Here is a 16,505-nt window from a genome sequence, read left to right on the forward strand (position 1 = left end):
ACGGCGTCGCAGAATCGACGACGCCAGCTAACCGCGCCGCCTGATCGGCCCCATCACCCAATTTCGGCCATAGCTCTGACCGCCGCGCTCCATGGGTCAATCACCTTCAAGGATGGAAGGGTCGAGCAGAGCAATTTCGACAGCTATCTGCCAATGCGTATCGACCAGGTACCGGTGGTGGAGACACACTTGATCAAGAACGCTGAGGCTCCGGGTGGCGTTGGTGAAGCTCCGACAGCCATTGTCAGTGCTGCAGTAACCAACGCGATCTTCGCCGCGACCGGCAAGCGTGTGCGTAGCCTGCCGATCGATACAAATTCCCTGAAGTCGTCGCCTTAGTCCATGCCCGTCATCCCGCGCGCGTTGTAGCGTACGGGATGAGAGTCGGGAACTAAGCCCCGGAGCATAAAGACTATTGGAACATTCGCGTTCTCCGCAGGTCCAAATTTCGTCTAATGGCACGAAACGAGGTTCAGTGGTACGAACAGCATGGCAACGCCCCGCTAATCCTTGGAGAACAGGTTTCGGAGCACTATCGGTAGCGGTAGCCGGCAGTAAAGGGCCACCAGTCATGCACACTTCGAAAGCGGTTCCAAAGCAGGCTCTCGTCGGGCAGAACGTTTCGCCGCCCGCAGCCGCCACTATCAAATTGTCTAAAACAGACCTCAACAACTTGATGCAGGCGCTCGACATCGATGTCATCGCGCTGACTGAGATTTTGGTGCCGCGCGGCCATCGAGTTGAATTTGGGACGATTGACGTACCCGGGATCCACTACAACTTAAGTGGCGTGGGCCGCATATCGATCAACCGCGGACCGATGATACCCTTGAGGCCTCATTTGCTCATCATCGTGCCGCCAAACACTCCGTTCATGATCGAGGTTGACGGTGGAAGTGGCCCACCGAAGCTCATTTCGAGAGACTGCTGGACTCGTCAAGACGGCATCCTCCGCGTCGCAGTGCCGAACGAGAAGCCCGAAATAGTCCAGATATGCGGCTTTTTTAACGCATCCTTTGGTCGGTCTGTGAGGCTGTTCGGAGAACTCCGCGAACCGGTCATCGAGCAATTCGAGCCGGCGGACAGGATCGATCTGAAGCTTCGCGAGGCTATGGACGAGTTGCTACAGCAAGAGGTCGGCGTTGGGGCCATGACAGCGTCTCTGCTCAAGCAGATCGTTGTCTCGTTGGTGCGACGGTCCCTCAAGTCATCCCAGCGGTGGACTAAACGATTCTCGATACTTGCCGACAGACAGGTCACTCGTGCTTTTGCGGATATGGTGGCGCGGCCGGGAGCCGCCCATTCAGTTCAAAGCTTGGCACACAGTGCAGGATTGAGTCGTTCGGCGTTCATGGCGCGTTTCTCTGACATCTTTGGACAATCCCCGATGGCCATCTTGCGAGACTTGAGAATGCGCCAGGCTGCGATCGATTTGACGACGACTACGATGTCGATCGACGTCGTTGCTCTTAATGCGGGGTACGAGAGCCGTTCAAGTTTTGTGCGAGCTTTTCGAAAGGCGTACAATCGGGATCCGAGCGACTATCGGCGGATAGCCAAGGAGGGTAAAGCCCAGAAGGATAACTGAGAACGGCGATCCCAAAGCAAGAAGGGGCTGCCGCCCGCGACGTCGCCCTCTGCTTTGCCTCACGCAGAGCGGCGCTCAGAATCAGGTGCTTCTCCGCTCGCAACATTTCGCTTCAAGTTGGCTGCGGCGAAGGCGTACCCCCCGGACGCGCCGTCAACGAAGTGCACGTGATTAGCTCGCATGGGTGATGGCACAAAGCACGTAAGATTTGCGGCCAACTGTCGATGCGTTCCAAAAAAGCATGCACCTCGTCGCTGAGCCTCTTCCAAGCGCGCGTCTACGACGTCAGCGAGTTCAGATGAGCAGTCCACTGTCATACGCAGGCCGTCATCGAATTTTCGGCAATCTGTGTTCTCCACAAGCTCTCGTCGGAACCCGGTTTCATCAAAGTTACCAACAGGAACTCCTAGCGGGGTGCCCACCCACGCAAGAATGGCGTGCAAGCGCTTCGCAGCCCGAGCCGCAAAGGGACTCTTTCGACTGCCTTTCTGGATGGCATGATCAAGATCGTCGCCGGCCCATGCGGGAATCGGGCCTTCGGCAGGCAATGGATGTAGGCCGGAGTCATTCGAACGGAGCGTCCGCAGGAGCTCCTGTATGAACTCTACAAACGAAGTAGGATCATCGCGCGGAACGACGATAAGAGAAAAGATGACGCCGTTCTTGGCGCTGATCGGCGCAAATCGGCACGAAAGACCTGTGCGGTCAGCTGTTACTCCCATGGGCGCGCGCGGAAAGGTGTAGCCGCCTTGCTTGAGTTTACGCTCTGCCCAGGCAAGTCCGCCACCGTCGAACATCGCGTAGGTGACGTTCGAGGATGGCGCGAAGCGAGCTACCAGGACGTCCAAGTGCTGAGCGCGAATGTCCGCGACAGGAATGACCGCAATGCGCAACGTGAGACCCAATGCGTCTTCAGCCCAGGCGGCGGTTTTTGCCAACGTATCCCTGATGATGGACGAATAGGCGCCGGGCGCGGCGAAGCTCGCGCCATCTCCTCCGAACGTGGACGGAAACTGTAGGTCGGGTAGTGCATTGCTGACGGCAGCAAGAACCGCCGCACCGGCCGTATTCACCTCACGGTACCGTCCTTGTTCAATAGCTTCGGTCGAATGGCTGACGTCCGTAACAGCGACGATCCAGTCATCAGGTAGAGGGCGATACCGATCTCGCCGCACGACGTCATCGAAAGAGCCGAAGGGCACAAGCGCCTGATAGAAGCGCTCGTCTTCGGCCTCTCGGTCAACCTTGATCTGGAAAAGACCCGCTTCCAAGGCTGGCTCTGATCTATCCACCATCGTTTGCACTCCCTTCGATCGTCGTCGGGGTTCAGAGTGGGGCCGCATTGAGAGTCAGCGATCGCCAAAATGGCCAAACCACGCGAACGAGCCTAACGTCAAAGCCCACGACGGGATTTTGCGGGAGCGTAGGCAGTCACCCGAGCTTCACGGGTGGCCATGCGCTCGGGGCTAAGCTCTCCTGGTCGCCTCGAACAGGAACCATGAGCGACTTTCCGCCTCGTCGATCCAGTTTTCGATCAGGCTGGCCGTGGAGACATCGCCATGCTCGTCGCAGACGTTGTGGGTCTGCCGCATGCGCCGGCTTAGCGCCAGATTATCTTCCTTCAGCTCGGCCAGCATGTCTTCGGGCGTGACGAAGCCAGCATCATTGTCCTCGATATGCTTCACTCTGGCGATGTGGCCGATCGAACGAATCGTTGTGCCGCCAATCTTGCGAATTCTTTCCGCGATGTCGTCCGTCATCGCAAAAATCTGCGCGGCCTGCACATCAAGGAGTAGGTGATAATCCCGGAAATGCAGGCCTGATATGTGCCAATGGAAGTTCCTGGTCTTGACGTAGAGCGCGAACACGTCTGCCAGAAGCACAGTGAGCGCCGCCGAAATATCCCTGGTGGCATTCGAGCCGAGATGGCTCGGCGTGCCGAGTGGCGCCTCGCGGCGCTTCCTCGCGTCTTCTATATCCATTTTGATCCCTCCTTCAGGGCTCTACCTGGGCCACGTTGGCCCGCGCCGGGGCTCCTGAGCTCCGCTTCAGGTCCGCGATCAGCATCGCCACGGCATGGCGCGCAAGCGCCTGGGTCGGGGCATTGGTGTTGCCGCTGGTGATGTTGGGCATGATCGAGGCATCGATTACCCGGAGGCCGTCGACCCCGTGAACCCTGAGCCTTGCGTCGACCACCGCTCGCGCGTCCTGGCCCATCCGGCAGGTGCCGACCGGGTGCCACATCGTCGTCACGACACGCTTCACCCATTCGCCGATCTCCGCATCCGACTGGATGTGTGGGCCGGGATCCATCTCTTCCTCGATCACCGGCGCCAACGACTCCTGGGCCATGACCTTGCGGATCGCGTGCACTGCCTCCACCGCAGCCCTTAAGTCTTCCTCTTCGCCGATGAAGTTCGGGTTGATGAGGGGCATCGATGTTGGGTCGCTGTCGGCCAACCGCACCCAGCCGCGGCTCTTGGGCTGAAGCACCACGAGTTCGAAGGTGATGCCCGAGCGGTCGCCCGCCGGGCCGAGTTGCTCGGACAAGACGATAGGAGCGTGATAACATTGGATCGTAGGCTCGGCGGTGAAATCGGACGGATTCCAGTGTGTCACCGTCTCGATGCCATTGCCCGACGCCGGGCCATCCTTGGTGACGAGATAACGCAAGCCCGCCTTCACGCTGCCGAGGCCCTGCGCGGCAGCCTGATAGCCGAGATCGCCCTTTACATAGACACGGACCGGTACCATCGGGTGGTCCTGGAGATTTTCGCCCACCTCCGGAGAATCGACGACCACCGCGATACCATGCTGTCGCAGCTGCTCGGCTGGCCCGATGCCAGAGTGCATGAGGATCGTCGGGCTACGGACGGCGCCGGCCGACAGCACAACTTCGCCGGCCGTGATCCTCTTCAGGCTCGTGTCCATGAACTCAACGCCGACAGCCCGATTGTTCTCGATCAGGATTTGAAGAACGGTCTTGCCGGTGAGAAGTGTTACGCGGCCCGAGGTGAGGTGCGGACGCAGATAAGCGTCGACCGCGCTGCATCGGCGCTGATCTCCGACCGTCGACTGCACCGGCGAGACGCCGATCTGGCTCTTACCGTTATAGTCGGGATTATAGGGAACCCCATATTCCTGGAATGCCTTGAGGCAATATTGGTTCAGCTTGTTGATGCCCTTGGGCAACTGGACCGCCAGACCACCATTTATGCCGTGATACTCGTCGTGGAAGGTGTCGTTGTCTTCCTGCGCCATGAAGACGGGAAGCAGATCTTGATACGACCATTTGCCGGTGTCGCCGACCGCGTCCTGCCACGCAGAGAAGTCGCGTATCTGACCACGGACGTAGCACATCGCATTGATCGAGGATCCGCCGCCGAGTACCTTGCCTGAGCGATATGCGCGCTTTCTACCGTGCTGGGGAACCGTCTCGTATTTCCAGACATGCCGGTCGTGGGCCAGCAGTTTGGCGAAGCCGGCCGGAATGTGGATAAACGGATCGCGGTCCATGTCGCCCGCTTCGATCAGCGCGATCGACGCATCGGTGTGTTCGGCGAGATAACTCGCGACAACGCAACCGGCCGCGCCCGCACCAACAATGACGATATCGTAGGCTTCCCGGGACATCAGTGTCGTTTTTCTTTCATAGTTATCCTTCAATCAACGCCCCGTCGCTGACGCAGCGCCATCGCGGCTCCTGACCCTGAGATTGATCGGACCACTCTTTTGGAGAGTGACGTTGCGACGCCGGCGAGGGAAATGACCTCTCGCCATAGAGTCGATAGACGATCGTTATTGTCGTTGCCCGAGGTCACCCTGGCGACCTTCGCCTCGCCGGCATCGGTGATTTAGCAGAGCAGCGTCGCAGCGTTTCGCGAGACGTGCTCTCGCGCTCAACGAAGCGAATAAACGGTGCGCGTGTCACACCGGCTCCTGCCACGTCGGATGACTCGGGACCGACGCTGCCGACGTCGCCTATCCGATCCGAACCCCGCACATACCCGCAATGATCGCGGCCGAGATAGCCGCGCTTATTGCGACGCCGCCGCCCCAAATACGATTTGCGGTGCATCGATTGACGCCATGCGCTATCAGCACCATTCGCAATCCCGACGTAAGATGGCTTAGGACAAAGAAGACGCCGAGCGCGTAATGAGGCAACAGCCGGATATTCCATGCGTCATGAATGAGCCCGGTCGGAGCTCCGATCGCGAAATTCCAGTCCGTCGGTATACCGAGGAAGCTACGAGCGTAGATGAAAACGGAGTTCATATGCCCGAGGATGTAGAGCGAGAGGTAGGCCCCCGAGCCCACCTGAAATGTCCGATGGAAGTCCTGCGGGGCGGCACTCCAACGCCATGCCAGAAACAGGCCGGTGCCGATCTGGAAAACCATGGCCGCGACCAACAGCGGTTCACCCACCTCAGAGCGGTAGAGAACGCGGCCGACCTTCATGAGGTCCGCATGTGCATCGGGGCCGATCAACCCAAACAAGTGATTGGCTAGATGGAACGCCACGTATAGGGACAGGACCGCCGCCGTCGTTCCGTGGACGATGCGCAAGCGCCCGACGGCCGGCGGCGTTGCAGCGACCGGATTGCCGGCGGTCTGTGACCAAATCGCGATTGCGAGCCAAAGCACGCACCACACGAGTTCGTCTGGGATGGGCCTATGAATCAGGGCCTGAACGACGCCAAGAAAGACAAAGAGCGTTGGGGTCGTCACGCCGGCATAGGCCAGCCGCCGCGCTCCTGGATTGGCGCCGGGCCGCCAAGCGAGCGCGAGCGCGAGAAACGGCACAACGAACGCCACGGCCAGGATCAAGGTCGCGGCGACAATTGCGAGAGGCGAAGGCATTGCGGCCTGCGTGCCAACAACGGCATGGAAGGCGCGGAGTAGAAAAGGATAGCAGATGGCCGCCGCCGCCGGAGCCAGCGCCGAATAGTCGAAGCGTGGCCCAATCACGGCGCTTCGGTCCCGCGGCCGCGCAAACGCGTTCATCTTAAACCCTTAAATATCAGCCGCCCGATCCGGCGAGTGCTCGCGCCGTATTAGCCCTCCACCATCGGCGCTATCAAGAATGATCCCGACCCCAGCCCAAGCGCGCCGGTTAGTGACCGACCGCTGCAGACGAACGTTGGCGACGTCACGACGACGCCTTCGCAGCTTTCAGCCAGCTGCGCGCCTGCTCAATTCCGGACGCATCGCAACCGGCTCCTCAGGCGCGTTCAGGACTGACGTCGTGAGCAGGACTGCCGCAGCGAGGACCCAGTAGTACCAGGCGTCGAGCCCAGCGAATTTGAAGGCAAACGGTGCGATGACAAAGACCACCCCGACGGCGCGATCGACCCAAAGGTGCAGCCAGTAGGGAATGATGCGGACAAGCCCGGTGGGATGGTCGGTCAGGGCGGCCAAGAGCAACGCCGCCACACCGACGACAACCGAAAGCTCCACTGCAAGTGGTCCGCTTTGGCCGAGCTTCAGCAGGAACGGAGCTGCGATCAAGACGATCGCGACAGGATAGTCGATCAGGTAGGCGTGGATAGACTTGGTGATGAAGCGAAACGACATCGGAGACTCCTCTGCTTGGTTACTCGAGCGGGTCCTTGCGACGTGGAAAGTGCATGCACCCAAGAGGGCGATTTCGCGTCCTGTGATGGCAGGCACTCCGTCACAGGCCAACCCGGTTAGACGAGCACTAAGGGTACGCCGGCACGCCAACCATTAGAAATGCCCGGTCGTTATCGTTTCCATTCCACTCGCCCGACGCCATGGAAGCGGGTTAGTTTGACGCGTCGACTGCGAGTGTCCGAGGGTGGTGCTTCAGTGTCCGGCTGTCGAGGTCAGGGAAGGCTTGGTAAGACAGCATTGTTCGCTTCATGCGTAGCGCATTTGGGCGGAACCGGCCGCAGTGAACGCGTGCGCCGCATGCTCTGCCCGGACGCTGGACGCATTCCACGATTTCACGCCGTCCGAGCGACGACCGACCAGTCGCGAAGCCGCGTGACCTTGACGAAAGCGTCCAGCGCCGGCGAGTAGCGACGCCCCTGGACAGCCAGGAGCCGCACCTCGCGCGAAAGTGGGTCGCCTTCGAGCGGAATGGTCTTGAGCGTCGGAAGGCGCGGCATGTGCTCGGGCGCGAGTATCACGCCGAAGCCAGCAGCGGCCATGTGCTGCAGGTGCAAGTCGTGACCGCTGCAGTGGCCGAGTTGGGGCGGCTTCTCGGGGAAATACGATTGCTGGATTTTCGGGGCGACGTCGCAGCCGGCGCGTTCCAGCAAGACGGTCTCACGGAGGTCGTCGATGCCGATTGAGGGACGATTTGCGAGCCGGTGTGTCGGCGCGAGAACCGCGACGTAGCGCTCCTCGAACAGCGACCAGTCGTCGATGCGGGCGGGCACGTCCCGCACGTCCCCGACCATTGCGGCGTTGATCTCCCCTTCAAGCAAGAGGTCAACGAGCTTCTCCGCCACGCCCTCGCGCAGCTCGACGTGAAGTCCAGGGACGAACTTTGCGATCTCCGCAATCGGATCGAGCACGAGCGACGCCGAGATGGAAGGGGCGAGGCCAATCTTCAGTGGCGCGACGTCCTTGCGTTGGAACTCCTGGGCTCGGCGACGCACCGCGTCTGCCGAGGCGAGTGTGCGCTCCAGCATCGGAAGGACTTCCTTGCCAAGATCGGTGAGTTGGGTCAGCTGGCGTTCGCGGTAGATCAACTGGCCGCCGAGTTCCTGCTCGAGCTTCTGCACCCCTTTGGTCAGGGCGGGCTGCGTGACATTGCACTGCTCGGCCGCGCGGGTGAAGTTGAGCGCGGATGCGACGGCGAGGAAGTAGCGAACCTGATGAAGCTCCATGGGTTGTTCTCCATCAAGTTGATGCGATCCCGGGGTTGACGATCAACCGATGGCCGGCGCAGTCGTCACGCGGCGCGGACATATGTACGGGCTCAACAAAGGCTTTGGGCCACAATCGAGCCATCAGGTCCTGCTCGCTGAGCAATTCACCGCGACGTTCAAGCAAAGCAAGTAGTATCTCCCAGGCTCGAAATCCGAATGGGAGGGGCTTCTCGCCTTTCAGAAAAAGGAGCTGCATTGGAAGCAGGCGAAACGGTCCGAATGACACTTTAGTTGGTGGAACAAAGAATCCGCGGTCCGTATCCGGAGTTTGAGAGGCGCAATTTGCGTCAAATCCCGGTTCGGGATGCGTCAAGCGACCAATAGCTGCGCGCATTATAATCTCGCATGCCTGGGAACGGCGGGTGGACAGTCTCGTTGGGCGCATTTTGATGGCTTGGAGCGTTGCGGTCGATTGCGCGGGGGTACTGTAAGGTTCGATTGTCGCTGTCTGTGCTAAGCGATCGCTTAGAAGTGAGGGCAGGCACTTCGCGCCTCGAATCCGTCAGCCGGATGGGGGCGCCTAAGGGAGGAACTCAGCGCTGCGACAGAATGCAGTGGACGCAAACTGCGAGTAGATGGCGCCCTCGGGGGAAAGACCCAGGTATGCCTTTAGGCTCAGAAATTCTGGGGCTGCTGTAGTCTTATGTTGAGGCGGTCCGCCATCCGGCTGAGTTCGGGAAGCGAACGTGCCTTCATCTTCCGCATCAGGTTCACGCGATGCACCTTCACCGTGGATTCGGCGATGCCGATATCGTTGGCAATCTGTTTGTTTAGGCGACCGGCCACGACGCCGAGCATAACTTCACGCTCACGGGAGCTGAGCATGTCTAATCGCTCCTTGAGCGCAGCCAATGCGCTATCACTCTCTCGACGGGCACGATCGCGAGCGAGGCCGGCCTCGATGGCGTCAAGCAGATCCTGATCGCGGAATGGCTTTGTAAGGAACTCTATTGCACCGCCCTTCATCGCCTGCACGGTCATCGGCACGTCGGCGTGCGCTGTGATGAAGATGATCGGCACTTGCCTGTTTGCGGCGACTAGGTCGCGCTGGAGCTCCAGACCGCTTCGCCCCGGCATTCTCACATCGAGCACCAGGCAAGTGGGACCGCCCGGCGGATCGGCGTTGAGAAAATCGGGAACAGAGGAAAACTGTCGGGCAGGCAAGCCGACTGTCCGCAACAGCCGCACGACCGAGTCGCGAAACTCGGGATCGTCATCGATAACCAAGACACAGGGATTTGCCTCACCCATTCTCGGTATCCTCCGTGGGGAAGCGCGGATTTTCCTCTATTCCGACGCCACTCTACGCACAATCAGCCGAGATGAACAGATATCTTTTGCCTAAGCGGATAGCCGGAAGCCTAAGCCATCGCTTACGGGCGCGGTCATTGCATTATTGGGGAATGTCCCGGACACTAGAGATTGCATGCAGGCGCAAGGTATGCCGCCAGTGTAGTGGAGCGAGGAAGGCGCCTGGAACCGGCAATGTTGAACCGAACACTGATAGCCATCGTCGACGATGATCAGCTCTATCGTGAGTCAATGCGAAAGCTCATAGTGTTAATGGGCTACACTGTCGAGGCGTTTCCGTCAGCAGCCGATTTCCTGGCCTCACGCTTTTTGCCGGAAACCACCTGCTTGATCGCCGACGTTCACATGCCCGGAATGACCGGAGTCGAACTGCACAGGCATTTGGTCGATGCAGGGTACGCAATCCCGACGATCCTCGTTACCGCCTACCCCGATGAGGTCGTCAGGGACCGGGCTCTAAAGGATGGGATTGTTTGCTACCTCAGCAAGCCAGTGGACGACGACTATCTCGAGCGGTGCCTGCGTTCGGCTCTGCAGCCGGGTACGCCGATTGAGGACAATTCATGAGTCGTTGTCCGCCGGCAGGGTGAACTGAAATACGGCGCCGCGAGGTTCGTTCGCTTCCGCCCACAACTTGCCCCCATGAGCATGGATGATGGAGCGGCATATCGACAACCCCATCCCTGTTCCACTGGACTTCGTGGTGTAAAAGGCGTCGAAGACTCGATCGAGATGCTGCGGATCAATGCCAGGCCCGGAATCGCGTACGGCTACGAGGGCGCCCGCCTGGTCTTGCTCGGTGCTGATCAACAGCTCTCTTGCCCCTTCCTCAACCGAGCCCATCGCTTCAGCCGCGTTCAGAATCAGGTTCAGCAAGACTTGTTGGAGCTGAATGCGATCTCCCAGAACCGGAACCACACCGTCCGCAAGCAGAGTCTGGACCGAGACGCCATTCCTGTGGATCACGCTTTGCGCCAGTACGATCACTTCGTTGGTAGCTGAATTGAGATCAAAACGCTCTTTTCGAAGAGGCGCCTTCTTGATGTGATCGCGCATCCGTCCGACGATATCCTTGGCTCGGTCCGTGTCCCTGACAACGCAAGCGAGCGCTTCCCTGGTCTCATCCAGATTTGGCGGGTTCATTTCCAAAAAACGCATCCCGGCACGGGCGTTGTTACGAGCGGTCGCAATCGGATGCAGAATTTCGTGAGACAGCGAGGCGGCCAATTCTCCCATCATGCTCACGCGGTTCATGTGGGCGAAATCCAGCTCGAGCTGTCGCAGCTTTTCACGTTCGTCCTGTGCGCGCCTTCGTTCCGTCACATCGACGGTTGTGGTGATGACCTCAGCCAGCGCACCTTGGGGGGAAAACACATGATGGCTAGTTCCTTCGATCCATTTGATTGTTCCATCAGGTAGCAGGAGTCTGAACTCGGCCATGAAATCTCTTTTCTGGCGCACAGCCTCCTGAATCGCTACCCACACTCTGTCGCGATCCTCTGGGTGAATGCGTTCCCACATACTTTGTCGGCTTGGAAGGCCCTGCAGCGGCTCAAACCCCCAGATCCTGTAACTCTCGTCCGACCAATAGAGGTAACGCATCGTCGTTGCGTTATAGACCCAATTGCCAGTGCGGCTGAGTCTCTGTGCCTGGCTAAGCGCTTCCTCGACGCGCCTGCGCTCTGTCAAATCAAGCACGAAGGCAAGGCCCTCGTCGCCTCCTTCTTTGAACAACGCGGCGCCAATAAGCACAGGAACGCGACTGCCGTCTTTCCGAACATACTCCTTCTCGAAGGGCTCAACTCTCCCGGTTGAGTTCAGTTCGGCCCGAGTCAGTATGTCGCGCTCACGCCATTCGGGCGGGGACAGCTCGGTCCAGCGCACGCGGCCCGAAACCAAGTCTTCACGGTCATATCCCACGATGCGTAGAAACGCGTCATTAGCTTCGAGGATCCGCCCTTCCCGGTCGGCAATGAGGATCCCAATGATGTTGGCGTCGACCAAACGCCTGATCTTCCCTTCCCGATCCGCGAGCTCGTCATAAAGCCGCGAATTTTCAAGCGACATTGCGGCCTGCGACGCAAGCACCTTCAACACTGTGACGCGGTCGGGTGTGAAAACGTGGGCCGCCAGGCTATTTTCGAGATAGAGTACACCGGCCAATCTGCCCTGTTTGAGCAACGGCAGGCAGAGAATTGAACGGGCGTGATGCCGATGAATGTACTTATCGGCGGAAAACGGGTTCGCGACTGCGGCATCGTGGAGAAGAATGCTCTCTTTCGTTCGGATCACGTAGCGTAGGATGGACTCCGGCAGATCTGCGGCCGTTACACTTGCTCGTCGCTGACCGACAGTCACCGTATTATTGCTGGTCGTGACTTCCGCCTCAATCCGATAGCCATCACCTACCGCAAGGATCAACAGACCTCGCCCAGCCCCCGCGTGCTCAATCGCTGTGCGCATCAGCGTGTCGATCAGTTTTTCTGGAACAATCTCGCCCGACACGGCTTGCGAGACTTTGATAACAGTAGCTAAATCCAGTCGTTCGACGGGTGTCCCGATCGTGCTTGTGGGACCGGCACTTGGCTTTTCGTCCCTAAGGTGCGGATATAGTTCGTCGAGTTGGCGCACCTTGCCGTCGGCTCCCCAACGGATGTATGCGTACCGCGCGTCCTGCAGATAAGCATGCGCGATCTTCTTGAACCCGCGTGCGGCATAAAAGCGGGCGGCAAGTTCGTTGGCGAGCGCCTCGTTGTGGACAAAGCCGTGCGCGTGTGCGGAGTGGATAGCGTGCTCGTAAAGATGTTCGGCATCGAGCGCGCGGCCTTCGATCCGGGCGATCTCCGCCCCGACGAGTGCGACGCGGTTCTCGAAGTTGTCCGGGCAAGCCGTCGCCCAGACCTCGAGCTGTCGGTGGTGCGCGGCCAGCGCCGTGACATGCTCCTGCCATGGGCCGGCCGCTGCAGACTCGCAGGATGCTGCTCTGGAGAGCGCACTGTAAAAGTGATATTCCGCACATTCGAAAAAAGACGCCGATGTCGGCTGCAGCTGATGCGCGCGCAATGAGGCTTCGAGGGCACCTGCATAGTCGCCGGCAAAGAAGCGTGCCTGCAGCTTGCGGGTCCAATACGAGCCCTCGGCCAACTTCAGATCCGGATTCCTGCAGAAACGAGCCTCCAGTAGGCCTTCGTCAAACTGTCCATCGTCAAAGCGACCGAAAATCGGCGTCAAGCCGCGGAGTGTCCGAATCAGCCCAAGCTGGCCGGCGATGGAGTCGCTCGCAAAACCGAACTGTATGTCCCGTGCAAACGCGAGACCATGCTCGACCTCAACTTGCACGTCATCGAGCGGATCGCCCGCCGCGAGAAGATACGTGTTCAGGTGGGTGTGGTAGTACGCCGCAAAAGTGAGGTCACCGATCTGGTTTGCCGTCTCGAACGCACGTCGCAGCAGATCACGACCTTCCCGGGCGTGTCTCGTCCAGAACATGAGTAAATATCCAAAGTTCAAATAGGTCCTGGCCTGGAAGCGCTTTAGCCCGCGCTGTTCGACCAGTTCATAGCCGAGGCGGCCGAATCGAAGTCCCGCCTGGTAGTCGCCGAATTCCGGTCCAGCGAGCCTGGCGAGCACTGCATAGGCGTAGCACGAGCCGTCACAATTGCCGCTTTCGAGGCTGAGATTGACTGCTCGACAGATGACCATCGAACGTAATTTCGCATCCGTGTAGTGGGCAGCCGGCCCGAGCTTCGTCAGAACATCGAGGGTCGCAAGCGATACGGCATTGTCCATCAAAGGCAGATCAATGAGGCTTTCTATCGTGCGGGAGCCGAGTTGGGACCAGATCCGCTCATACTCGCGCCGAGCCTCGTCTTCGGTTGGGTGCGGCGACCAGTCAATGCCCAGGTGGCGGAGATAGTCGAGACCGACTGCGATCGCGCGGCTGCCCTGATCCAGGGTCGTGTAAAGATCCACCTGCAGGCACGTGACGCGGGCTCGTTCGATCGTCGTTGCGGCGCGGGCCGACAGCACCGCCAGGCGCCGCTCGGCTTCCGCCAGTGCACCAGTGAGGAACTCACATTCGGACCGGTGCAGCTCCAGCTCAAAGATCAGGTCGTGCTTGCGTTCCCAAGAGTCCGCTGGCAGCAGTGCCGCGCCGGAGAGCAGATAGTTCAGCGCCGAGGCATAGGCTGTCGAGGTCTTGGCGCGTCTACCTGCGATTAAATTCAACTCTGCGACCCGCTCAAGCTCCTCAATTGACGTGATGAGATGCGAGCTGCGGTTGAGCTGATTGACGATTTCGAAGATCGCCTCTTCCAGCTTCTCTGGAGGGGTCTGCGCTGCGAGCAGCATCCCTATTCGGAGATGGGCTTCGGCACGCAATTCCTCCGGGATCAAGGAGTAGGCGGCTTCCTGGACATGGTCGTGGAGAAACTTGTAGGAATCCTCCGAACGAAAGATCAGCCCTGCTCGCACCGCTTCCCAAAGCTGGCCATGCATCTCCTCCTCGGAGTTCTGGTAAACGATGCACAACATGGTGAACCCTGCGACGTTGCCCAGGCAGGCGAGCTTCTGCAATGCGTGCCGGGTTTCGGCGGACAGGCGGTTCAGCTTCCCCACCATAAGGTCCACCACATTGTCGGTGTAACCTTTGGCGTGAATGCGATTCAGGTCCCAGCACCATCGCGCCTCGCCATAATCGAAAGTGAGCAATGCTTCGTCGGCGAGCGCAGAAATGAACTGAATAGCGAAAAGCGGATTGCCGGTTGTCTTCTCGTGGATCAGCTGTGCCAGCCGAGTGATTCTCTCTGGTTCGCTGTGAACAGAATCCGCGATTAGTTGTCCCAGGTCTTCACAGGTCAGGGGTGCCAATACGATGTCTTGCAATATCGCTCCAGCTTGGCGCATCATTTCGAGCTTGCGCATCAGCGGGTGGACGGGATCGACTTCGTTGTCGCGATAAGCGCCAATCACCAACAGGTTTTGCACATCCGGCCGGGTCAACAGATCCTCGAGCAAATCGAGCGTTGCTGCATCGAGCCATTGGAGATCGTCGAGGAACAGGGCGAGCGGATGTTCAGGCCGCGCGAATACGCCGATAAATCGCCGGAACACCAGCTGAAAACGGCCCTGCGCATCCCGTGCCGGCAGCTCGGGGACCGGCGGCTGTTCGCCGATGATGTGCTTCAATTCCGGGACGAGATCGATAATGAGCCGACCGTTCGGTTCGAGCGCCTCGAGCAGCGCCTTCCGCCATTGCCGCAGCTCCGCTTCGGTCTTGCTCAAAAGCGGGCGGATCAGGCTCTGAAAGGCCTGTGCAAGGGTGGCGTAGGGGATGTCGCGCTTGTACTGGTCAAACTTGCCCGATGCAAAAAGACCGCGGGGCCGAACAAGGGGCTTATGAAGCTCGTTGACGACCGCGGACTTGCCGATGCCGGCGTATCCGGAAACCAGCACCAACTCCGGCCTGCCGCCGGCGACGATACGGTCGAAAGAGGCAAGCAGGGTATCGATCTCGGCTGTCCGACCATACAATTTTTCGGGGATCAGCAGCCGGTCCGGAGTGTCGTGTTCCCCGGGTGGGAATTCGTCGATAGCGCCTCGGGTTTCCCATTCAACAAGGCAACGCCGAAGATCGCTCTCGACACCTGCAGTCGTTTGGTAACGCTCCTCAGCAGGCTTAGCGAGCAGCTTCATAATGATCGCAGAGACGGAGCCTGGGAGGTTTTTTAACCGCTCACCGGGCGGCGCCGGCGGTCTTGCAACATGGCAGTGCACCCATTCCATCGGATCGGCCGCCGTGAAGGGCAGAACGCCCGTGAGCATTTGGTACAGCGTGACGCCGAGGGAGTAGAGATCGCTGCGGGCGTCGACCGAGCGGTTCATCCGCCCGGTTTGTTCGGGTGCCATGTAGGCAAGCGTACCGGCGATGGTCTCGGCCGGCTCGGGCGCCTGCCGCTCGCGGGACAGGCGCGAGGCAATACCAAACCCGGTGAGCCGCACGTGTCCATCCGCGCAGTCCACCACAATGTTCGCTGGCTTGATGTCTTTATGGATGAGCCCGCGCTGATGAAGCTTGCCCAGAGCCGAGGTAACAGCGACGGCAAGGCGCAAGAAGCGCCCGACCTCCATGGGCCCACCGAGCAAACGATCGAGCGGCTCTCCGCCAGGATCATCGAGCACCAGTATGGTCCGACCGGCGTCGCGCGTGAGGGCCAATGGCTGGACCGCCCATGCCCCGTCGAGCTCATCTTTCAGCTCGTATTCGTGGGTCAGGCGATCGAGTCTCGCCCGCGACGGGTGGTCGGCGGCAGGGGCAACAAGCAGCACGGAAACCCGGTTGCCATTGTCGTCCAGTCGCCAACCGCGGCTGAACACGCGCTCGCCGTCCTCCCACAACGCCTGAGAGCTGCCGTCCGAGTACGCGACGTTCAGCGACTGCTGCACCATCTGTCAGACTCCGGCGTCGGGCTTCGGCTTGAAGTCGGCTGATCAAGCTCTTCGCCACACGCGGCCTCACTCGAGCCTAGAGAAATCGTACTCCATCACTCGGGAAATGCCAGCCGCCCTCTGTCTTGCCGGGTACGGCGGACGCGGATCCTCTTTCGCCTAGCAGCAATTTCGAGCGATTTGCCCACCCTGAGGGTGCAGAGGCTCGAGCTGGAACTCAGCCATCGCGAGCGCCAGCTGACCCAGCTCACCGAGCT

11 protein-coding genes and 1 pseudogene are annotated in these 16,505 nt (G+C 59.7%); 3 read left to right on the forward strand and 9 right to left on the reverse strand.

Annotated elements, in window-relative coordinates:
• Together AC5ZG1_RS34930 and AC5ZG1_RS34935 are read left to right on the forward strand one after the other, a co-directional pair.
• Positions 1 to 339 (forward strand): annotated as a pseudogene (locus tag AC5ZG1_RS34930) (hypothetical protein); the annotation flags it as partial.
• Positions 340 to 571: 232 nt separating this feature from the next.
• Entirely contained in the window at positions 572 to 1,588 is a 1,017-nt protein-coding gene (locus AC5ZG1_RS34935) for an AraC family transcriptional regulator (protein ID WP_496135561.1), read from the forward strand.
• Between the two features lie 59 nt (positions 1,589 to 1,647).
• On the opposite strand, the gene AC5ZG1_RS34940 is transcribed toward AC5ZG1_RS34935, so the two are convergent.
• The 8 genes from AC5ZG1_RS34940 to AC5ZG1_RS34975 form a co-directional block, all read right to left on the reverse strand.
• The gene (locus AC5ZG1_RS34940; RefSeq protein ID WP_496135562.1) at positions 1,648 to 2,883 is read right to left on the reverse strand and encodes a DUF3095 domain-containing protein; all 1,236 of its coding nucleotides are present in this window, start codon (positions 2,881 to 2,883) and stop codon (positions 1,648 to 1,650) included.
• Positions 2,884 to 3,054: 171 nt separating this feature from the next.
• On the reverse strand, positions 3,055 to 3,570 hold the full coding sequence (locus AC5ZG1_RS34945) for a Dps family protein (RefSeq protein WP_496135563.1): 516 nt from the start codon (positions 3,568 to 3,570) through the stop codon (positions 3,055 to 3,057).
• 13 nt (positions 3,571 to 3,583) lie between these two features.
• Positions 3,584 to 5,221 carry a GMC family oxidoreductase gene (locus tag AC5ZG1_RS34950; protein ID WP_496135564.1) on the reverse strand — a complete coding sequence of 546 codons (1,638 nt, stop codon included), beginning with the start codon at positions 5,219 to 5,221 and terminating at the stop codon, positions 3,584 to 3,586.
• Between the two features lie 348 nt (positions 5,222 to 5,569).
• Positions 5,570 to 6,559, reverse strand: a complete 990-nt coding sequence (locus AC5ZG1_RS34955) for a hypothetical protein (RefSeq protein WP_496135565.1) — start codon at positions 6,557 to 6,559, stop codon at positions 5,570 to 5,572.
• Positions 6,560 to 6,763: 204 nt separating this feature from the next.
• Positions 6,764 to 7,165 carry an SPW repeat domain-containing protein gene (locus tag AC5ZG1_RS34960; RefSeq protein ID WP_496135566.1) on the reverse strand — a complete coding sequence of 134 codons (402 nt, stop codon included), beginning with the start codon at positions 7,163 to 7,165 and terminating at the stop codon, positions 6,764 to 6,766.
• A 392-nt stretch (positions 7,166 to 7,557) separates the two neighbouring features.
• Entirely contained in the window at positions 7,558 to 8,448 is an 891-nt protein-coding gene (locus AC5ZG1_RS34965; RefSeq protein WP_456646107.1) for a LysR family transcriptional regulator, read from the reverse strand.
• 13 nt (positions 8,449 to 8,461) lie between these two features.
• The gene (locus AC5ZG1_RS34970; RefSeq protein WP_496135567.1) at positions 8,462 to 8,824 is read right to left on the reverse strand and encodes a winged helix-turn-helix domain-containing protein; all 363 of its coding nucleotides are present in this window, start codon (positions 8,822 to 8,824) and stop codon (positions 8,462 to 8,464) included.
• 281 nt (positions 8,825 to 9,105) lie between these two features.
• On the reverse strand, positions 9,106 to 9,741 hold the full coding sequence (locus AC5ZG1_RS34975) for a response regulator transcription factor (protein ID WP_496135568.1): 636 nt from the start codon (positions 9,739 to 9,741) through the stop codon (positions 9,106 to 9,108).
• Between the two features lie 234 nt (positions 9,742 to 9,975).
• On the opposite strand from AC5ZG1_RS34975, the gene AC5ZG1_RS34980 reads away from it, so the two are divergent.
• Entirely contained in the window at positions 9,976 to 10,368 is a 393-nt protein-coding gene (locus tag AC5ZG1_RS34980) for a response regulator transcription factor (RefSeq protein ID WP_130228103.1), read from the forward strand.
• On the opposite strand, the gene AC5ZG1_RS34985 is transcribed toward AC5ZG1_RS34980, so the two are convergent.
• On the reverse strand, positions 10,363 to 16,248 hold the full coding sequence (locus AC5ZG1_RS34985) for an AAA family ATPase (protein ID WP_496135569.1): 5,886 nt from the start codon (positions 16,246 to 16,248) through the stop codon (positions 10,363 to 10,365). The genes AC5ZG1_RS34980 and AC5ZG1_RS34985 overlap by 6 nt on opposite strands.
• Positions 16,249 to 16,505: the final 257 nt, after the last annotated feature.

The sequence above is a fragment of the Bradyrhizobium sp. Leo78 genome (assembly GCF_059512425.1).